This window comes from Gemmatirosa kalamazoonensis (assembly GCF_000522985.1).
GTDB classification, from domain to species: domain Bacteria; phylum Gemmatimonadota; class Gemmatimonadetes; order Gemmatimonadales; family Gemmatimonadaceae; genus Gemmatirosa; species Gemmatirosa kalamazoonensis.
The window spans coordinates 2,335,183-2,355,718 of record NZ_CP007128.1; the positions used below are offsets into that span (position 1 = coordinate 2,335,183).

Sequence of the window (20,536 nt, forward strand, 5' to 3'; positions counted from 1 at the left end):
TCGCCGGAGGGCGCACATGTCGCAGCTCTGGAACGACCCGCGCCAGGCGCTCCGCGCACTCGGGCGCGTGCCCGTCTTCACGCTCGCGGTGACGCTCACGCTCGGCCTGGGGATCGGGCTCGCGGCGGGTACCGCGGTGATCGCGCGCGCGGTGGCGTTCGCGGGCCTTCCGGTGCGCGACGCGGAGCGGGTCGTGGTGCTCTGGGGGAGCGACGCCGCGGGCACGTTGAGCCACCTGCCGCTCAGCCTCACCGACCTGCCGAGGTTCGCGGCCACCGTGCGCGGCCGGGCGGAGGTCGCGGGCGTCGACTACAACGGCGCGTGGCCATGGCCGTTCCGTGCGGTCGGCAGCGCCGACGCGCCGCTGCGGCTGCGCGGCAGCATCGCGAGCGGCAACCTGTTCCGCGTGCTGGGCGCGCGCCCGGTGCTCGGCCGCGCGCTGCGCCCGGAGGACGACGTGATCGGCGCGCCGCGTGTGATGGTGCTGAGTCACGCCGCGTGGCGCACCCAGTTCGGCGGCGATCCGCGCGTCATCGGCCGCACGCTGCACGCGGTGGTGTGGAACGCCGACTACACGATCGTCGGCGTCATGCCGCCGGGGCTCGACGAACCGCGCGGCGTGCAGTTCTGGACGGCGATGGCGCCGACCGCCGCGGTGAACGGCTCGCTCGAGAAGTCGCCGTTCGACGTCGACGTCGTCGCGCGGCTCGCGCCCGGCACGTCGCCCGAGCAGCTGCGCGACGCGCTCACGCGGTTCTATCACGGCAAGACCGGACGGGCCGCATCGCTGTTCGGGACCGCGCGCGCCTCGGTGCGCACGCTGCCGACGCTCGTCGCCGGCGACGCGCGCCCCGCGTTCACGGCGCTCGCGGCCGCGGCGGCGATCGTGCTGCTCGTGACGTGTGGCAACGTCGCGGGGCTCGTGCTCGTCCGCGCCGCGCGACGCCGGCGCGAGCTCGCCGTGCGCGCCGCGATCGGCGCCGGCCGCGCGCGGCTGATCGGACAGCTGCTCGCCGAGCACGCGCTGCTCGCCACGGCCGGCGGCGCGTTGGGCGCGATCGTCGCCGCCGGCGCGGTGCGGGCGTTCGTGGCGCTCGCGCCGGCCGAGCTGCCGCGCATCGCGGACGTCGGCGTGGACTGGTCGGTGCTCGTCGCCGCCGGCGCGGTCACCGCGGTCGTGGTGCTGCTCGTGGGCGTCGCGCCGGCGGTCGCTGCGTCGCGCGTCGCACCCGCGGACACGTTGGGCGGCGCGCGCGGCGCGGTGGGCCGACACGCGGACACGCGCGCGCGCCGCGCGCTCATCGGCACGCAGGTCACGCTCGCGCTCGTGGTGCTCGCGGGCGCGCTGCTCGTCGGCCGGAGCCTCGCGAACCTCGCCGCGCTCGATCTCGGCATCCCTGCCGCCGACCGTCTCGCGATCGTGCAATTGCTGCCGTCGGTCGGGGCGGGGGACTTCGACGGCGACGACGGCAACACGCGGTGGCTCGATGCGCTCGCCGCGGTGGCCGAGCGGCTTCGCGGCACGCCCGGTGTCGTCGCGGTCGCGCCGGTGGTCGCGCCGCCGTTCTCGGGCACGGGTGGATGGGACGGCCAGCTCGTGCCCGAGGGCGCCGCGCCTAACGATTCCGCGCGCGGCGTGTACCTCAACATGGAGTCGACGAGCGCCGACTACCTGAAGGTCACGGGCGTGCCGCTGCTGCGCGGCCGCTTCCTCACGGACGCCGATCGCGAGGGCGCGCCGAGCGTGATCGTGTTGAGCGCGCGCGGGGCGCGGCTGCTGTGGCCGAACGAGGACGCGGTCGGCAAGCGCGTGCACATGGGCGCCGGCGGGTCGCTGCTCACGGTCGTCGGCGTCGTCGGCGACACGCGCTACCGCGACTACTTCGATCCGCGGCCGTCGCTGTTCTTCCCGTACCGCCAGTTCGCGCAGCCGCCGAACTACCTCGCGGTGCGCACGGCGCTCGATCCGTCGCTCGCGCTCGGCGCGGTGCGGCGCGCGGCACGCGAGGTCTCGACGGCGATCCTCGTGAGCGAGACGGGGACGATGCGTCGCCTCGTCGCCGCACCCCTCGCGCGACCGCGACTGCTCACGGCGGTGCTCGCGTCGTACGCGCTCGTCACGGTGGTGCTCACGGTGGCCGGACTCTACGGCGTCGTCGCCGGCGCGGTCGCGCAGCGTCGCCGCGAGCTCGGCGTGCGCTCCGCGCTCGGCGCCACGCCGCGCGCGCTCGGGGCGCTGGTGCTCGGTGAGGGATTCCGCGTGGTGCTCGTCGGGGCGGCCGTGGGGCTGTTCGGCGCGGTCGCCGGCGGGCGGCTGCTCGCGGCGACGCTGCACGGCGTGTCGCCGGCGGACCCGCTCTCGTTAGGCGGCGCGGCCGTCGTGCTGCTCGGCGTCTGTCTCGCGGCGGCCGCCGTGCCGGCGTGGCGCGCGGCGCGCGCGGATCCGGCGGACGTGCTGCGGTCCGAATGAGCGCGGCGATGCCCACGCTCGCGCAGGACGCGCGGCTCGCGCTGCGCGGCTTCCGGCGCACGCCCGGCGTCTTCGTCACGGCGGTCGTCATTCTCGCGCTCGGCGTCGGCATGTCCGTCGCGATGTTCAGCGTGTTCCGCACGGTGCTCGTGCGCCGACTGCCCGTCGTCGACCAGGACCGCGTGGTGGTCATGTGGACGTACGTGGCGGACCCGCACACGGACGTGGTCACGGGCACCAAGGAGCTGTCGGTCGTGCGCCGCGAGTCGCGGACCATGCGGCGGATCGCCGCGATCGCGCACTGGCCGGCGACGCCCTCGCCGTTCGTCTACGGCGATCGGTCGGTCGAGCTGAGTCGCGGCATGGTGACGGGCAACTTCTTCGACGTGCTCGGCGCGCGCCCCGCGCTCGGCCGCCTGCTGCGGCCGAGCGACGACGAGGCCGACGCGTCGTCACCGGGCGACACGCGCGCGTCGCGGGCGATGGTGCTCGGGTATCGCGCGTGGCGCGAGAGGTTTGGCGGCGACTCGTCGGTGATCGGCCGTCACCTCGTCGAGCCGCTGCTCGGCACCGACTACACGATCGTCGGTGTCGCGCCGGCGGGACTCGCCTACCCGGCGGGCGTGGACTACTGGATCCCGATGTGGTCGGGGTGGCAGTCGAGCGTCTCCGCGTTCGCCGTCGCGCGGCTCGCGCCCGGCGCCACGGTCGCCGCCGCGCGCGACGAGTACCTCGCGATCGAGAAGCGCCTCACGCCGCAGCTCAACCTCCGCGGCGCGCATGCCGCGACGTTCGCCGACACGGTGCTCGGCAGCGCGCGCCCGGTGCTCCAGGTGCTCACCGCAGCGGTCGGGCTGCTGCTCGCCATCGCCTGCCTGAACGTCGGCAACCTGCTGCTGCTGCGGGCGGCGACGCGCGCACGCGAGCTGGTGGTCCGGCGCGCGTTAGGCGCGGGGTTCGGCGACCTCGCGCGGCCGCTCGTCGTCGAGGCGCTCGCGATCGCCGCGGCCGGGGGCGCGCTCGGGCTGCTCGTGGCGGCCACCGCGCTCCGCACGCTCGTCCGGTACGCGCCGGTCCAGCTCCCGCGCCTCGACGAGGTGCGGCTCGCGGGCGCGCCGGTGGGCGTCGCGACGGCGATCGCGACGCTCGCGGTGCTCGTGTTCGGCGTCGCGCCCGCGCTGCTCGTCGCGCGCGGGCACGTCGCGGCGCCGCTCCGCCTCGACGCGCGCGCCGGCCACGAGACGGCGCGGCGGCGCGCACTGCGCCACGCGCTCGTCGCGTCGCAGATGGCGCTCGCGATGGTGATGTCGGGCGGCGCCGCGCTGCTCGCGCGGAGCCTCGCGCGGCTCGAGTGGCAGGACACGGGCTTCGCGAGCGATCACCTCTCGGTGCTCTGGTACTCGTGGAACGCGCACAAGCAAGACTCGGTGCCCGAGCTGATCGCGCTGGGCGACCGCCTCGCGCGCCGCGTGCGCGCGATCCCCGGCGTCACGGCGGCGACACCGATCGTCGCGCCCCCGATGCTCGGCAACGGCGTGTGGCAGGTCCGCTTCGAGGTGGAGGGACAGGCGCCGGCCGCGGTGGCGGAGAACCCGCTGTTCCCCGTGGAGATGGGCGGGCCCGAGTTCTTCAGGACGTTCGGCGTGCGGCTCGTGCGCGGCCGGGCGTTCACGGCGCGCGACGACGCGGCGTCGCCGCTCGTCGTGATCGTGAGCGAGTCGGTCGCGCGCCGACTCTGGCCGGGGCGGGATCCGTTAGGCAAGCGGGTGCGCATCCCGGGCGCGAACGCCGGAGGCATCGCCGGCGGCGACGGGTGGCGGACGGTGGTCGGTGTCGCGCACGACACGCGGCTGCGCACGCTGCGCGAGGTCTCGCCGACCGTGTTCTTCCCGTCGCTCCAGGGCTACTGGCAGGGTTCGATCGCGATCCGCAGCGCCACGAGCCTGTCGGCCTTGGTGCCCGCGCTCCGCGCGGCCGGCCGCGAGGTCGACCCCGACGTCGAGCTGTGGAGCCGCCAGACGATGGACGAGATCCTCGCCGAGCCGCTCGCCGAGCCGCGGCTCGGTGCGCTGCTGACGTCGAGCTTCAGTGCCGTCGCGCTGCTGCTGTCGGGCGTCGGCCTGTTCGGCGCGATGGCGGCGCTCGTGCGCGATCGGACGCGGGAGTTCGGCATCCGCATGGCGTTGGGCGCCGCGCCGGGTCGCGTGCGCCTGGCGGTGCTGCGGCGGGCGGCGATCGTCGTGGGCTCGGGCGCGGCGGTCGGGCTCGCGATCACGCTTGTCGCGTCGCGCCTGCTCGCGGCGCTGCTCTTCGACGTGAGCGCGACGGATCCGCTCGCCCTCGGCGGCGCGTGCGGCGCGCTGCTCGCCGTCGCGCTCGTGGCCGCGCTCGTGCCCGCGCGCGCGGCGACGCGCGTCGATCCCGCGCGCACGCTGCGCGCGGACTGAACCCCTACCCGGAAGGCCAATCGTGTCGCACGTGCTGCAGGACGTCCGCCTCGCGCTCCGTGGCCTTCGCCGCGCGCCCGCGTTCACCGCCGCCGTCCTCGTCGTGCTCGCGTTGGGCATCGGCATGGCGAGCGCGATGGTCACCGTGTACGACGCGGTGCTGCGCCGGCCGCTCCCGGTGCGGGACCAGGACCGCCTCGTCGCGCCGCGCACGTACGACAAGGCCGGCGTCGAGCTCGCGCTGTGGCCCGAGGAGCTCGAGCAGCTCGGCCGCGACTCGCGCACCATGCGCGGCGTGGGCGGCTTCGCGCACTGGGGCTCCAACGAGACGCCGCTGCGCGACGGCGACCGCGCGCTGGTGCTCAACCGCAGCGTGGTCGCCGGCCCGTTCTTCGACGTCCTCGGCGCGCGCCCCACGCTCGGCCGCCTGCTGCGCCCCGAGGACCACGTGAAGGGTGCGCCGCCGGTCCTCGTGCTGAGCTACGCCGCATGGCGGCGCGATTTCGGCGGCGACCCGCGCGTCGTCGGCCGCAAGCTGCGCGAGCCGTACCAGCAGACGTGGTACACGATCGTCGGTGTCGCGCCGGCGGGGCTCGACTATCCGTTAGGCACCGACTACTGGATGCCGCTCGGTGGCTTCGCTCGCTCGCTGCTGAGCGTCGTCGCGCGCCTCGCGCCCGGCGCCACGCCGGCGGCGGCGCGCGCCGAGTACCTCGCGTTCTCGCGCCGGGTCGACGAGAAGCATCCGGTGCGCTTCGCCCCCGTGCGCGCCGAGGCGCCGCTGCTCGTGGATGCGATCGGCGGCGACGCGCGGCCGATGCTCGCGGCGCTCACCGCGGCCGTCGCGCTGCTGCTCGCGATCGCGTGCGTCAACGTCGGCAACCTGCTGCTCCTGCGCGCCACCGGCCGCGCGCGCGAGCTGGCGGTGCGGCGCGCGTTGGGCGCCGGCCCGGGCGCCGTCGCGCGCATGCTCGTCGTCGAGAGCGCGCTGCTGGGCGTCGTCGGCGGCGCGCTCGGCCTCGCGTGCGCCACGGTGCTCCTGCGCGCGCTCGTCGCGGTCGCGCCCGCGAAGCTGCCGCGCGTCGACGTCGTCTCGCTCGCCGGCGCGCCCGTGGCGATCGCCGCCGGCGTCACCGCGCTCGCCGTGCTGCTGTTCGGCGTCGCGCCCGCGCTCGTCGCCACGCGTGGCGCGCTCGCGGCCCTGCTCCGGCACGACGCGCGCTCGGGGCGCGAGTCGATCGGCCGGCGCCGCGTGCGACACGCGCTCGTCGCGGTACAGGTGGCGCTCGCGCTCGTCACGCTCGCCGGTGCCGGGCTCCTCGCGCGCAGCCTGCGTCGACTCGAGCGGCAGCCGTTAGGCTACACGCCCACGCACCTCGCGGTGCTCACGCTCGCCACCCCGGTGCCGCAGCCGGGGCCACCCAAGGTCACGCCCGGCGGCACCATCGTCGACTGGGTCACGCTCGGCGAGCAGCTCCTCGCGCGCCTCGAGGCGCTGCCGGGCGTCGTCGCCGCGACGCCGGTCGTCGTACCGCCGTTCGTGGGCACGAACGTGTTCAACGTTCGCCTCGCGCCCGCCGACGCGCCCGACCCGCTCGCGGTCTCGGCGATGATGTCGTGGGAGATCGGCGGTCCGCACTACTTCGCGACGTTGGGCACCCCGCTGATCCGCGGGCGTGGCTTCAGTGCGACCGACGTCGAGAACGCGCCGCCGGTGGCCGTGGTGAGCGAGTCGCTCGCGCGCCGCTTCTGGGGCGACGGCGACCCGATCGGCCGCCGCCTGCGCGCGCCCGGCGACACGAGCGCGGTGACTATCATCGGCGTCGCCGCCGACACGCGGCTGCGCAGCCTGCGCGACCCGGCAATGGTCATCTACTACCCGTGGCGGCAGGGCTACTGGCAAGGGCTGTTCGCCATCCGCACCGACCGCGACCTCGCGCTCGTGCTGCCGTCCGTTCGCCGCCTGCTGCACGACGTCGACCCACGGATCGACCTCTGGCGCGCGCAGACGATGGACGACTACCTCGCGGGTCCGCTGGCGCAGCCGCGTCTCAGCACGGTGCTGCTGTCCGGCTTCGGCGTCGTCGCCCTGCTGCTCGCCGCGATCGGCCTCTACGGCGTGATGGCGTCCGCGGTGCGCGAGCAGACGCGCGAGATCGGCGTGCGCATGACGCTCGGCGCCACGCCGTCGCGCGTGCGCGGCGACGTGCTGCGGCGCGCGCTCGCCGTGGCCGGCGTGGGGGCGGTCGCGGGGCTGGCCGGTGCGCTCGTCGGCACGCGGCTGCTCGCCTCGCAGCTCTACGAGGTGACCCCCACCGACCCGCTCGCGCTGTTAGGCGCGTGTGCGCTGCTGCTCGCGGTGGCGCTCGTCGCGGCGTTCGTGCCGGCCCGGAGCGCGACACGGGTGGATCCGGCGCGGGCGCTGCGAGCGGAGTAGTCGGGACTCGGGACTCGGGACTCGGGACTCGGGACTCGGGACTCGGGACTCGGGACTCGGGATTATTCGCGACGCGGGCCGAGGCGATCGTAGAGCTTCGTCAGCATCTGCCCGACGCGCTGGTTCAACACGAGCAGCTCGCGCAGATCGCCCTCGCCCAGGTAGCCGACCGAGATCGTCGTGAGCAGGTGGCCCTGCAGCTCGCGATTGGAAGACCTGGAGGTGCCGATGTATCGCCGATAGTTGGCGCGGGTCGGCGAAGCGTAGCCCTCCACGATGTTCGCGACGACGGAATTGGCAGCGCTCCGGATCTGAGCGGCAAGGCCGTACTGCTCCTCGTGAGGGAGTCGTCGGGCGACCACGAAGCTGACACGCTGCTGCTCCATGGCTCGCTGCCATACCTCGAGGTCGCGGAAATCGCCGAAGCCCATGAGACGGTCGGTGCGGGACGGTACTTGCACCGCACGCTACCGGACGCGCGGAGGGTCAATGCACCGTTCCGTTGCGGGATGGTCGAATTCAACGCCCGAGTCCCGAGTCCCGAGTCCCGAGTCCCGAGTCCCGAGTCCCGAGTCCCGAGTCCCGAAGTGCGTTCTCGCTCTCTTCTTCTCGTCCTCCTCGCGCTCGCCGCCTGCGCCCCCCGCGCCACGACCGCGCCCGGCGCGCCCACGTCCGGCGCCGCGACGTCCGGCGCGCCCACACCGCCGAGCGCCGAGATGCGCGGCGTGTGGATCGCGACCGTCTCGAACATCGACTGGCCGAGCGTCGCGTCGCGCGGCGACAGCGCGCGCCAGAAGACCGAGCTGCGCACGCTGCTCGACCGCGCGGCCGCCGACGGCATGAACGCGGTCATCCTGCAGGTGCGCTCCGGCGCCGATGCGCTGTACACCTCGCGACTGGAGCCGTGGGCCGGGCTGCTCACCGGTACGCCGGGCACTGACCCAGGATGGGATCCGCTCGCGTTCGCGATCGACGAGGCGCACGCGCGCGGCCTCGAGCTGCACGCGTGGTTCAACCCGTACCGCGCCGGCAGCGCGCGCGACTCGCTCGCGCTCCCCGCGAATCACGTCTTCCGCACGAACCGCGACCTCGTGCGGGTCTACGGCGGCGCGCTGTGGATGGATCCGGGCGACCCCGCCGTCCCCGAGCGCACGCTCGCCGCGATGACCGACGTCGTTAGGCGCTACGACGTGGACGGCGTGCACATCGACGACTTCTTCTACCCGTACCCGCAGTACGACTCGACGCGCAAGGCGATCGACTTTCCCGACAGCGCGACGTGGGCCGCGCACAACCCGCGCAACCTGTCGCGGGCCGACTGGCGCCGCGACAACGTGAACCGGTTCGTCGAGCGGATGTACGCCGAGGTGCACCGCGTGAAGCCGTGGGTGAAGGTCGGCATCTCGCCGTTCGGCATCTGGCGACCGGGCACGCCCGCGCAGATCAAGGGCCTCGACCCCGTGGAGTCGATCTACGCCGACTCACGCGTGTGGCTGCAGCGCGGGTGGCTCGACTACTTCGTGCCGCAGCTCTACTGGGCGATCGATCCGCCGGCGCAGAGCTTCACCGCGCTGCTCGACTGGTGGACGCAGCCCGAGCAGAATCCGTTAGGCCGTCCCGTGTGGCCGGGGCTCGCGTCGTACCGCGTCGACACGACCGCGCTCCGACCCGACTCCGCGACGCTGCCGCGCATCGCCGACTCGGCTACGTTCAGCTACCGGCCCGACGAGATCCTGCGTCAGGTGCGTGAGACGCGCGCACGTGCGTCACGCCACGCGAGCGGCGTCGTGTTCTACAACGGCTCGTCGGTGCTCGTGCGCGCGGGCGGGGCGATGGGGCAGCGCGTGCGCGACTCGCTGTTCACCGCGCCCGCGCTCGTGCCGCCCATGCCGTGGCTCGGCGGCGGTGCGCCCGGCCGGCCGACGGTCGCCACGATCGCCGACACGACGGTCGACGGCGCGGCCGCGGTCGTTGCCCGCGTCGCGCCCGCCGGCGGCGAGCCGTCGCGCTGGTGGGCGGTGTCGTGGCGCGTGAACGGTGCGTGGACGCCGGCCGAGCGGGCATGGGGCGGGGCGCGGTCGCTCGTTAGGCGGGGCGGGGCCGACGGGGTCGCGGTGTGGGGTGTGTCGCGCACCGGCGTGCTCGGGGAGGCGGCGCTCGTCGGACGTTGAGCCCGCGGCGGCGGCCATGGCACGGAGCTTTCCCGTGAGACGTGGGAACCGGTCGTCGTCGCCGCAGTCGGGAGTGGAGCCATGCGCCGTTCGCTGCTCGTCCTCGCCGTGACCCTCGCGCCGTCCGTCGCCGCCGCGCAGGCGTTCGGCTTCGAGGACGACTACGGTCCCAACGGGCTCTATGCCCCGTCGCTGACGGTCACCTCGGGGGCGCAGACGCTCACCGTCACGCCGGGGGCGCCTAACGGATTGGTGAACGTCGCCTTCCCGGGCATGGCGCTTCTTGGCACGCAGGCGGTCACCGGTCTCGTCCAGGGGGTCAGGCCGGGGCTGGCCTTCGTGCCGTTGGTCTTCACGTTCCTCCGGCCCGTCGGCAGCATCACGTTCGCGTTCGGCGACGCCGGGGGCGATGACGATACGCCGGCGCGGATCGCCGCGTTCGACCCGTCCGACGCGTCGCTCGGCGTCTGGGACACGCCGTATCCCAGGAGCTTCTGGCAGGGCAAGACGCTGTCGCTCACGTTCGCCGGCGCGGGCGCGAAGTACTTCGTCCTCTCCAGCCCGTCCCTCAACCCGAACAGCATCTACTGGGAGGTGCTCGACTCGGCGCCGGCCGTGACGACCCCCGAGCCTCCGCCGGCGGCGCTCGCCGCGGTCGGCCTGGTGGGCCTCGTCGCCGTGCGCCGAGCGCGGCGGGAGAGCCGCTAGCCCCGCCCCGCGATGGCGGGTGGCACGGTACGTGGATCTCTCGTACGCGTCCCGTCGCCGCCGCCGATGTCAGAAGCCCGACCGCAGTCGCTCGCCGAAGAGGTCGCGAACAGCCTCACGCATGGCGTGGGGCTCGTCGCGAGTGTCGCCGCGTTCCCAGCGCTGCTCGTCGCCGCGTCGGCCCGCGGCGATCCGCTGCACCGGCTCAGCGCCGTCGTGTTCGGCGCGACGCTCGTCCTCTGCTACCTCGCGTCGACGCTCTACCACGCGGTCACCGTTCCGCGCCTCAAGCACGCGCTCCGGGTGCTCGACCACGCGGCGATCTTCCTGTTCATCGCCGGCACGTGGACCCCGTTCGCGCTCGGCGCCCTGCGCGGTACGGTCGGCTGGACGCTGCTCGTCGTCGTCTGGAGCATCGCGCTCGTCGGCGTCGCGATGAAGCTCTGGGTCGGCTGCCGGCCGGAGTACGAGCGCGTGTCGCTGACGCTCTACCTCGGCATGGGCTGGATCGTGGTGTTCGCCATCCGGCCGATCGTCGCGGCGATCGGCGTCGTCGGCTTCGCGTGGCTCGCCGCGGGCGGGCTCGCGTACACGCTCGGCGTCGTGTTCTACGCGCGCGACTGCCGGTGGCGCTACGGGCACGCGGTGTGGCACCTGTGCGTCGCGGCGGGGAGCGCGTGCCACTTTGTCGCCGTGCTGCGACACGCGTGGCCGACGGGGTGAATCGGGCCGAGCGTCCCGCGGGTCGCTCGCTCTTCTGGCCTGCTTTCCGGAGACGACGTATCATCGGGTGCCCATGGCGCGCGTGTGCGCCATGGTGCGTGCGGCGCCGTCGGTCGACGGAGGACACCATGAGAGCGCATCGCGGAAGCGTGCATCGCCGACTCGCTCGTGCCGTGCCCCTGCTCCTGCTCGGCGCAGCCTTCGCCTGTCGCGGGACCCGCGAGCCGCGCGAGACGCTGCAGCCGTCCGATCCGCGGGCGCAGGCCGAGCGATTCATCGCCGCCGTGAACGCGCGGGACGTCGACGCGCTGCTCCAGCTCTCGGCGGACACGCTGCTCTTTCGCGAGCAGCAGTGGCGGACGGCCAGCGACGGCGTCGGCTTCACGCTCGGCCCGCCCCTCGACACCGTGGTCGCGGGCACCGAGGCACGCCGCCGGTTCTTCACCGACCTCGCCGGTCGCGTCCACGTGCGGCAGCCCACGGCGGTGGAGCACCCGCCGTCGAAGTCCGCGCTGTTCGCGCGCGAGCTGGCGAGCGCCGACCCCCGCTGGTCCGCGCTGACGCTCGTCGTCTTCCTGCGCGGCGAGGGCGACGTCGAGCACACGGCGATGACGGGGATGAATCCGCGAACACGCAAAGTGGCCGCGTTCTACGTCAACTGACAGCCATTCGTCGAGGAGGCCTCATGACCGCGCCGACCACGAGTCCTACGCCGTCACTCACCCCGACCGCCGCGGCGACGCCGGCGTTCGACCCGAAGGGCAAGAGCTTTCTCGATCGACTCGCCGCGTTCCAGGCCGACGCGCTCGCGACCTACGCCGTGACCGTGCACAAGGACTCCGGTCGCACAGCGGCGTGGCAGCAGAAGCACCACGTCGCCCACATGTTCGCGTACAACAAGTACACGTCCACGCAGCCGGCGAACGTCGACAAGGGCGAGCGCACGATCTCGTGGACCCACCTGCAGGACGCGTCCGTCGTGTGGGAAGGTGGGGTGCTGTGGTCGGACTTCCTGCGCACGAAGTCGAACGGCACTCCGGTGCGCGATCCCAAGGGCTGGAAGGCCGGTCAGGAGCCCGACAAGGCCAAGACGCTCGAGAACGTGAAGGCGCTGCTCGTCGCGGCGAAGATCGGCAACAGCGGCACCGCCATGGTGTCCTCCGGCATGTCGCCCTGCGGCGAGCCGTGCAAGTGTGGCGCGGGCCGCTCGAAGCACCTGGAGGAGGCCGCCGCGGATCTGAACAGCAGCGACCTCACCACGCTCACCGCCAAGCTCACGGCGGCGAAGGCCGGCGACATCGACGCCTACCTGGCGAAGTTCGGCCTGCATCGGCCGCTCGTGAACCACCCCGAGAGCCCCGAGGAGTGGCACGTCGAGGCCACCGACTGACCGCGTCCCTCGGATGCGTCAGGGCACGATGGCGGCCTTCGTCGTGTCCGCGCGCACCGTGGGATACTTGATGCCTAACTGCTCCAGGTACGTCCGGTACTTCGTCGGATCGTAGTACAGCTTCCGCATCTGATCCCGGTACCGCGCCATGACCTCGCGATTCAGCTCGATCGGCGGCTGGTCCGTGGCGCTGATGAACGGCTTGTACTTCACGTCCTTCGTCTGGACGTCCGTGAAGTAGTGCATCGCGTCGCTCACCAGCGTGCGCGACAGCAGCAGGTCGATCATCGTCATCGCCTGGACCTTCGCGCCTGCCGTCGTTCCCTTGTGCGCGATCGGCGTCGCCATCGCGATCGCGTTCGCCCAGTTGTGCCCCGGCAGCCCCGGGATGTTCGCCGGGTAGCGCAGCGTCACCGTGGGGACGTTCCACGCGACGTCGCCGATGTCGTCCGAGCCGCCGCCGGTACGCTGCCGCTCGTCGACGCCGCCGCCGAGTCCCTGCAGCCGCGTCGCGAGCCCCTCCGTGCGGACGCCGAGCTCCTTCTGGATGCCGCGGGCGAGCGCCTGGTCCTTCGCGTCCCACGTCGGCAGTCCGACCGTCGACATGTTCGACGCCATCGCCTCGGCGATCGGCTTGTTGAAGTGTCCCGACCAGCCGGAGCCGAGGATGCGGATCGTGTCGACCTTCGTGTCCGTCATGAGCGCCGCGCCCTGCGCCATCCGCTTCGCGGCCTCGAACATCTCCATCGTCGTCGGATAGTCGATGTTCCGGAAGTAGAACCAGATCGACGCCGTCGACGGGACCACGTTCGGTTGGTCGCCGCCGTCGCGGATGACGTAGTGCGACCGCTGCGCGATCCCCATGTGCTCGCGATGGAACTCCCACGCCTGCCCCATGAGCATCACCGCGTCCAGCGCGCTCCGTCCGCGCTGCGGGTTCCCCGCCGCGTGCGCGCTCGTGCCGCGGAACTTGAACTCCGCCGACAGCAGCGCGTTCTGCGCGCCCTGGCCGTACGACACGCCGAGGTTGTTGTCGACGTGCGAGAACAGCACCGCGTCGACGTCCTTGAAGATCCCGGCGCGCACGTAGAACGCCTTGCCCGCCATGAGCTCCTCGGCCACGCCGGGGAACAGCACGATCGTGCCGGGGATGTGGTCGCGCTCCATGATCTTCTTCACCGCGAGCGCCGCGGTCACGTTCAGCGGGTTGCCGCTGTTGTGTCCCTCGCCGTGCCCCGGCGCGCCCTCGATCATCGGGTCGCGGTAGCCCACGCCCGGCTTCTGCGACGCCTGCGGGATGCCGTCGATGTCGCTGCCTAACGCGATCACCGGCTTGCCCGATCCCCACCGCGCCACCCAGCCGGTCGGCATGCCGGCGACGTTCTCCTGCACGGTGAAGCCGTTCTTCCGCAGGATGCCGACGAGATACTTCGATGTCTCGGTCTCCTGCATCCCCAGCTCGCCGTAGCTGAAGATCTGGTCGACCATCTGCTGCGTGAACGTCGCCATCGAGTCCACGGCCTTCACCGCCTGCGCCTTCAGCGCGTCGCGGCGGGCCTGGTTCGTCGTGTCGACGCGCGTGTTCGGCACCGCGTTGCCGCGGCGGCCGCCGCCGGCGGTGGTGGAATCCTGGGCGGCGAGCGGCGTGGCGCCGACGGTGGCCGCGCCGAGTAGGGCGAGGGAGAGGCGTCGCATGGGATCGGGGAAGGGGCAGGAGCCGCCGGCATCGAGGCCTGGCCGGCGGGACGGGCCGAACCGAGAACGCACGGCGGCGGCCGGGCGCTGAACGGCGGCCGCGGCATGGGGTACGCACCGGCCTCCGGTGTTGCTCCGTGGCAGCCGTCGTCCGTCGCGCTCGTTCCCCACTGATGCCCCTCGCCCGCTCGGTCCTCGTCCTCGCCATCTCCGCGGCGCCGCTCGCGGCCCAGCACCCGGCGGGACACATGGGGCACGACGAGCCGGCGGCGCGCCGCGTCCATGGCGCGATCGGCGCGCAGGCCGTCGTCAGCGGCACCCGCCTCACGAACGCGCTCGACGGCCGCACACGCACCGAAGGGTACGTGTCGCAGCCCACCGTGATGGGCCACGCCGCCGTCGCCGGCGGACACGTCCAGCTCACCGGCACGCTCAACTTCGAGGGACTCACGCTCGCCCGCGGCGAGCTGCTCGGCGGTGTCTACGGCGAGGGCTACGTCGACCGGCGCCACCCGCACACGCTCGTGCACGAGGCGATGGTCGCGGTGCGCGGATCGCGCGGCGCCGTCGCCGCCTCGCTCGCCGCGGGGAAGGGGTTCGCCCCGTTCGGCACCGACGACCCGATGGTGCGCCCGTTCGAGCGCTACCCGGTGAACCATCACCTCGCGCAGATCCTCGAGCGCGCGGTCCTCGTCGGCGCCGTGCGCATGCCGCGCACGCTCGTCGAGGTCGCGACGTTCAACGGCGACGAGCCCACCGGTCCCTACGCCGCGCCCCGGTGGCGACGCTTCGGCGACTCGTGGTCGGCGCGCGTGTCGGTGCTGCCGTTAGGCGCCGCGGCCGCCGACGCGTGGAGCGCGACCGGGCTCGAGCTCTCGGCGAGCGCGGCGCGCGTGGCCTCGCCGGAGAACCGCGCCGGCGGCGGGCTCGATCAGCGGAAGTGGAGCGCCGCCGCGCGCTGGGCATCCGGCACGCCGTTAGGCGCCGCCGCCGTCGGCGCCGGACCGGGCACGTACGCGCTCGTCGAGTGGGCGCGCACGGACTGGATGCGCGGCGGCCGCGTGATCGACGTCGCCGGCTATCGCGACGGCAGCGTGCTCGCCGAGGCCGGTGCGCGGCGGTGGAACGTGGAGCTCGTGGCCCGCGCCGAGCGCACCGACCGCCTGGAGGAGGAGCGCAGCGTCGATCCGTTCCGCACCGTCCGCCCGGCGCCCGACGTCGCCACGCTCGGCGTCACGCACTGGACCACGTTCACGGTGGGCGCCGCGCGGCCCCTCGGGCGTGCCGCGCTCCGTGTCGCGCCGTTCGCCGAGCTCACCGCGCTCGCGCCGAGCCGCGTGGTCGCCGGCACCGCGTTCGATCCCGCGTCGTTCTACGGCGGCCGTCGGCTGTGGGCGCTCACCGGCGGGCTGCGGCTCGGCGCCGGCACGCCGCACGCGCGCATGGGACGCTACGGCGTGTCCGCGGCGGCGTCCGCGCATTAGACTCGTCCCGACCTCAACTGCACCCGTGTCGATGCCCCGACGCCTCGTCGCTCCGATCGCCCTCGCGCTCCTCGCCGCCTGCGGCAAGGACGGCCCACAGGGCACCACCGAGCCCATTGTCGCCGCGAACGCGGTGCACTGCGAGCCGTCGTCGGTCGCCGGCACCGGCGGCATGAACGCGCGCCTGCTGTGCCCCGTGACGTCGCGCAACACGGCGGAAGTGTCCCCGCTCGACGGGCCGCGCGGCAAGTTCGTCTACACGTCGTCGTGGAACCGCCGTACCGGCGCGACGTGCACCGCGAACAACTGCGGCAACGTGGTCTACGTCTGGTACCTCGGCGGCGCCACGCCGGCCATGGTCGACTCGGTCGTCGTCGAGTCGGTGGCCATGGTGAACACCACCGGCGACGTGCAGGTGAGCGACGACGGGTCGCTCCTCGTCGTCGCGACCGAGCCGTACGGCGAGATCGTCACCTACTCGCTCGCCGATCCCGCGCACCCGACGCTCCTCTCGCGCTACTCCACGCCGAACCTCGTGAACGGCGTGCACACCGCGGAGCTCGCGCGCATCAACGGCAAGAACTACGTGTACGCGTCGATCGATCCGCGCGGGGCGGCGCCCGCCCGCCTCACCATCGTCGACCTGTCCGACCCGCGAGCGCCGCGCGAGGTCTGGTCGCGTGTCATGGGCAACCCGTTCGTGCACGACGTGTGGATCTACAACGGCTACCTGCTCACCGCGCTCTGGCACGACGGCATGACCGTGTGGGACATCGGTGCGCGTGGGAAGGGAACGCCCGCCGCCCCCGACTCGGTATCGAACGTCCGCACGGTCGGCGGCTACGTGCACAACATCTGGTGGGGACGTGACGAGGGCACGGGGAGCACGCGCTACGCGTTCCTCGGCGAGGAAGGGCCGGCCGCCATCGGCGCCAGCTCGTCGGGCGACGTGCACGTCGTCGACATGAGCGACATCACGCGGCCGCGCGAGGTCGCGTACTACACGGTGATCGGCGCCGGCACGCACAACTTCTCCGTCGACACGAAGAACGGCATCCTGTACGCCGCGTACTACAACGCCGGCGTGCGCGCGCTCGACATCCGCGGCGACCTCGGGACGTGCACCGTGGCGCAGCAGGGCGGCGTCGGCCGCTGCGACCTCTCGAAGATGGGGCGCGAGATCGGGAAGGGGCTGGCCTCCGGCAGCCCGTCGGTGTTCGTGTGGGGCGTGGAGTACCTGAACGGATCGCTGTACGTCTCCGACATGCCCGGTGGACTGTGGGTGCTCAACCCGGCGACGCGGTAACTCCATCCCTCCGCGACACGCGCGCGCTGCTCGCGCGCGGCGTCGCCGCCGGCGTCATCACGCCGGCCCAGCGCGACGCGCTGCTCGCCCTCCCCGAGCCGACGCGCGACGACGCGCGCTCCACACTCGACGGCGTCACGATCGCGTACTGGCTCGGCGCCGCGCTCGTCGTGTTCGCGCTCGGCTGGTTCCTCGCCGACCGGTGGGAGCCGCTCGGCCCGGCCGGTGTGCTCGGCGTCGCGCTCGCGTACGGTGCGCTGCTCGGCGCGGTCGCGACGCGTCTCGCGCGCGTCGGATTTCCGCTCGCGGCCGGCGTCGCCTGCGCGCTCGTGCCGCTCACCACATCGCTCGTCGCGTGGTCGCTCCTGCGCCTCACCGGCGAGTGGCCCGGCGACCGCGCGAGCGCGCTGCTGCGCTACGAGCCGTACATGATCACGCGTCGCCTCGTCGTGGAGCTCTCCGGCGCGCTCGCGGCGCTGTTGATGCTGCGTGGCCTGGCCGCCGCGCGACCCGTTAGGCGCACGCCCATCGGCGTCCCGCTCGCCGCCGCCGCGGCCGCCGTGCTCGCCGAGTGCACCACGCTCGTCGCCATCGCGGCCGCTGGCGACGAGCGGCTCCTCTACATGCGCGGTTGGGCGTACGGCGCGGCGGGCACGGTGCTGTTCGGCATCGCCTACGCCACCGACGTGCGCCAGCGGCCGCCCGACGACGCGGCGCGCGAGGACTTCGCCGCCTGGCTCTACCTCGCTGCGTGCATCGTGCTCGAGGCGGGGCTGCTCGACGCGTTCAGCGTCGGTCCGGCCGCGCGACACGGTCTCGTCGTCGTCGCGCTCGCGCAGCTCGGCGCCGCCGCGCGGCTCCGTCGCCGCGTGCTGCTCGTCGCCGGCATGGCGAACGCGATCTGGTACCTCGGCTACCTCGCGTTCGACGTGTTCGAGGGCGTGGTCGGCTTCCCCCTGCTGCTCGCCGCGTTCGGCGTCGCCGTGCTCGTCGTCACGGTGCTCGTGCAGCGCCGCTTCCCGTCGCTCGTGCGGCGCGACGGCGACTGGCGCCCGCCGTCGCTCCCCGGTGGATGGCTCGCCGCGTGGGCGCCCGCCGTCGTCCTCGCCGCGCTGCTCGCCGTCGCCGTGCCGCGCGCGCGACAGCGCGCCGAGCGCGCACGTTTCGCGCGGCCGGCCTCGCCACAACCGAAACCGCCGCCGCGGCGTCCCACGTACTGACGTCAGTCGCTGCATCACCTCACGCGCCGAGGTCTCGATGCGCTCCGTCTCCTGGCTCCGCGGCCTCGCCGCCGACCTCCGCTACGCCGCGCGCACGCTGCGCCGCGCCCCCGCGTTCACGCTCGCCGCCGTCGTGTCGCTCGCGCTGGCCATCGGTGCGAATACCGCGATCTTCGCGCTGCTCGACGCGGTGCTGCTGCGTCCTCTGCCGATCCCGCGCGCCGGGCAGCTCGTCGCCGTCGCGCGCATCGGCGACACGTTCACCGAGACGACGTTCCGCTTCGAGAAATACGCCGCGCTCCGCGACGCCGTCCCCGCGCTCGCGCTGCAGGCTGGTGGGCAGGCGGACAACGTCGTCGCCGAGTCGCGCGATGCGCGCGACTACGTGCACGCGGACTGGCTCACGGGCGGCTACCACGCCACGCTCGGCGTCCGCCCGCTGCTCGGCCGCACGCTCGGGCCCGACGACGACCGCGAGGCGGCGGCGGTCGTCGTGCTCGGCGAGCGGACGTGGGAGCGCTTCTTCGCGCGCGACCCGGGCGTGCTCGGCAAGCCGCTGACGCTGAACGGACGGCCGTTCGTCGTCGTCGGCGTGCTGCCGGCGGCGTTCCGCGGCGTGGTGTTCAATGGACGCTTCGAGCTCGCCGTGCCGCAGCGCGCGCTCGCCACCGTGCTGCCCGTCGCCGCGCGCCGTTACGTGCACGTGATCGCGCGACGCGACGTCGCCTCGCGCGCGGCATTCTCCGCGTCGCTCGACGCGGCGTACCGTCGCTGCTGTCTCGACCCCGACGGCGACGCGCGCGCGCACGTGCAGCTCATCGACGTCAGCCGCGGCATCCCGGGCTCGAAGAACGACTTCCGCGGCGAGTACGCGCGCGTGCTCGGCCTGCTCATGGCCGGCGTGCTGATCGTGCTGCTCGTCGCCTGCTCGAACGTCGGCAACCTGCTGCTCGCCCGTGGCACGTCGCGCCGCCGCGAGCTGTCGGTGCGGCTGGCGATCGGCGCCGCGCGGTCGCGCGTCGTGCGCCAGCTCCTCGCGGAGTGCGCGCTGCTCGCGGTGGCGGGAGCGGCCGCGGGCATGCTGCTCGCCGCGTGGGCCACCGCGGCGCTCGTCACGGCGCTCCCGGCCGGCTTCGAGTCGGAGGCGTCGCTCGTGAGCTTCCGCGCCACCGCACCGGTGCTCGCGTTCACGACGGCGGTGTGCGCGCTGTGCGTCGTCGCCTGCGGCCTCGGCCCCGCGCTCCGCGCCACACGCGGCGGGCTCGCCGAACGCCTCGGCGACCGTGGCGGTTCGCGCTCGGTGACGCGCCGCGACGGCGCCGCGGCCCGCGCGCTCGTCGTCGTCCAGGTGGCGCTCACGCTGGTGCTGGTCAGCGGGGCCTCGCTGTGCGTGGCCACGCTGCGCAACCTCCGCGCGGTCGATCCGGGCTTCGCGCCCGACCACCTCATCATGTTCTCCGTGGAGACGCGCGGTACGCGGCTCGACGAGGCCGGCATCATCCCGGTGCACGCGGACATCCTCGACCGCGTTAGGCAGGTGCCCGGCGTGCGCTCCGCCGGCATGGCGACCCGCATCCCCGCGTTCGGCGGCCGCAGCGCGAGCTTCACGGTCGAGTTGCCCGGCATGCGCGAGCGGCCCGAGGTCGACGTCACCGTCGTCACGCCCGACTACCTGCGCACCGCGCGCACGGCACTCCTCGCCGGCCGCGACTTCGACGCGCGCGATGGGCGCGCGGCCGAGCCGGTAGCGATCGTGAACGAGGCGTTCGCGCGCCGGCTGCTCGGCGGCGCCTCGCCGCTCGGCCGCACGATCCGCGTCGTCGACGACGACCACCGCACGCTCACGATCGTCGGCGTGGCGCGTGACGTCCGCTTCGGCGACCGGCGCACGCCGCAGGATCCGATGATCTACGTGCCCGCCGCGCAGGCGGGGCAGTGGCCGTTCCTCGAGGTCATGGTGCGCGCCACCGGCGACCCGCGCGCGCTCGTCGCGCCGCTGCGCGGCGCCGTGCAGTCGGTGGCGCCCGACGTGCGCGTCACCCGCTGGCAGACGATGGACGAAGCGTTCGACGAGGTGCTGCTCCGCGAGCGGCTCGTCGCCACCCTCGGTGCGGGCTTCGCGCTGCTCGCGCTCACGCTCGCGATGGTGGGGCTCGCCGGCGTCGTCGCGTACGGCGTCGCGCGCCGCGTGCGCGAGATCGGCGTGCGCATGGCGCTCGGCGCGCGTCGTCCGCGGATCGTCTGGCTCGTGCTGCGCGAGTCGCTGGCCATGGTCGGCGCGGGCGTCGTCGTCGCGTCGCCGCTCGCGCTCGTCCTCGGCCGCGCCATGGGCGCGCTGCTCTACGGCGTCGCGCCCACCGACCCGCGCGTCCTCGTCGGCTCCGCGCTCGCCCTCCTCGCCGCCGGCGCCGCTGCCGCCGCGCTCCCCGCGTGGCGCGCGTCACTCGTCCACCTGGCGACGTCGCTGCGTTCGGACTGAGATGAC

Annotated in this window: 14 protein-coding genes; 12 read left to right on the forward strand and 2 right to left on the reverse strand. The window is 74.0% G+C overall.

The genetic code is table 11. From position 1 onward, the window contains the following. Positions 1 to 16: 16 nt before the first annotated feature. The 3 genes from J421_RS10080 to J421_RS10090 are packed head-to-tail and all read left to right on the forward strand — an operon-like array spanning position 17 to position 7,354. Positions 17 to 2,470: an ADOP family duplicated permease gene (locus tag J421_RS10080; RefSeq protein ID WP_025411058.1), complete on the forward strand. Its 2,454-nt coding sequence runs from the start codon at positions 17 to 19 to the stop codon at positions 2,468 to 2,470. Between the two features lie 8 nt (positions 2,471 to 2,478). Continuing rightward, the gene (locus J421_RS10085; protein ID WP_158508729.1) at positions 2,479 to 4,917 is read left to right on the forward strand and encodes an ADOP family duplicated permease; all 2,439 of its coding nucleotides are present in this window, start codon (positions 2,479 to 2,481) and stop codon (positions 4,915 to 4,917) included. A gap of 22 nt (positions 4,918 to 4,939) precedes the next feature. After that, on the forward strand, positions 4,940 to 7,354 hold the full coding sequence (locus tag J421_RS10090) for an ADOP family duplicated permease (protein WP_158508731.1): 2,415 nt from the start codon (positions 4,940 to 4,942) through the stop codon (positions 7,352 to 7,354). Between the two features lie 62 nt (positions 7,355 to 7,416). Here J421_RS10090 and J421_RS10100 read toward each other — a convergent pair whose 3' ends face one another. Next, positions 7,417 to 7,785, reverse strand: coding sequence for a four helix bundle protein (locus tag J421_RS10100; RefSeq protein ID WP_025411061.1), 369 nt, complete (start codon positions 7,783 to 7,785; stop codon positions 7,417 to 7,419). A 156-nt stretch (positions 7,786 to 7,941) separates the two neighbouring features. On the opposite strand from J421_RS10100, the gene J421_RS10105 reads away from it, so the two are divergent. The 5 genes from J421_RS10105 (at position 7,942) to J421_RS10125 (ending at position 12,346) form a co-directional block, all read left to right on the forward strand. Further along, entirely contained in the window at positions 7,942 to 9,525 is a 1,584-nt protein-coding gene (locus J421_RS10105; protein WP_025411062.1) for a glycoside hydrolase family 10-like protein, read from the forward strand. A gap of 81 nt (positions 9,526 to 9,606) precedes the next feature. Beyond that, a complete protein-coding gene (locus tag J421_RS10110) occupies positions 9,607 to 10,233 on the forward strand; it encodes a hypothetical protein (protein WP_025411063.1) in 627 nt (208 codons plus the stop codon). 66 nt (positions 10,234 to 10,299) lie between these two features. Continuing rightward, on the forward strand, positions 10,300 to 10,956 hold the full coding sequence (gene trhA / locus J421_RS10115) for a PAQR family membrane homeostasis protein TrhA (protein WP_025411064.1): 657 nt from the start codon (positions 10,300 to 10,302) through the stop codon (positions 10,954 to 10,956). 173 nt (positions 10,957 to 11,129) lie between these two features. Further along, positions 11,130 to 11,618, forward strand: a complete 489-nt coding sequence (locus J421_RS10120; RefSeq protein ID WP_025411065.1) for a hypothetical protein — start codon at positions 11,130 to 11,132, stop codon at positions 11,616 to 11,618. A gap of 23 nt (positions 11,619 to 11,641) precedes the next feature. Beyond that, positions 11,642 to 12,346, forward strand: coding sequence for a hypothetical protein (locus tag J421_RS10125; protein WP_025411066.1), 705 nt, complete (start codon positions 11,642 to 11,644; stop codon positions 12,344 to 12,346). A gap of 18 nt (positions 12,347 to 12,364) precedes the next feature. Here J421_RS10125 and J421_RS10130 read toward each other — a convergent pair whose 3' ends face one another. Beyond that, entirely contained in the window at positions 12,365 to 14,041 is a 1,677-nt protein-coding gene (locus J421_RS10130; protein ID WP_025411067.1) for an amidohydrolase, read from the reverse strand. Positions 14,042 to 14,214: 173 nt separating this feature from the next. On the opposite strand from J421_RS10130, the gene J421_RS10135 reads away from it, so the two are divergent. Genes J421_RS10135 through J421_RS10150 form a run of 4 tightly spaced genes read left to right on the forward strand, consistent with a single transcriptional unit; the run spans position 14,215 to position 20,530 of the window. Next, entirely contained in the window at positions 14,215 to 15,525 is a 1,311-nt protein-coding gene (locus J421_RS10135) for a hypothetical protein (protein WP_025411068.1), read from the forward strand. Between the two features lie 25 nt (positions 15,526 to 15,550). Further along, the gene (locus tag J421_RS10140) at positions 15,551 to 16,831 is read left to right on the forward strand and encodes an LVIVD repeat-containing protein (RefSeq protein WP_025411069.1); all 1,281 of its coding nucleotides are present in this window, start codon (positions 15,551 to 15,553) and stop codon (positions 16,829 to 16,831) included. Then, positions 16,804 to 18,051 carry a hypothetical protein gene (locus J421_RS10145; RefSeq protein WP_025411070.1) on the forward strand — a complete coding sequence of 416 codons (1,248 nt, stop codon included), beginning with the start codon at positions 16,804 to 16,806 and terminating at the stop codon, positions 18,049 to 18,051. Before J421_RS10140 ends, J421_RS10145 begins: the two co-directional genes overlap by 28 nt. Positions 18,052 to 18,088: 37 nt before the next feature. After that, positions 18,089 to 20,530 (forward strand): ABC transporter permease, encoded by a 2,442-nt coding sequence (locus tag J421_RS10150; protein WP_025411071.1) that lies wholly within the window; start codon positions 18,089 to 18,091, stop codon positions 20,528 to 20,530. The last annotated feature ends 6 nt before the right edge of the window (positions 20,531 to 20,536 follow it).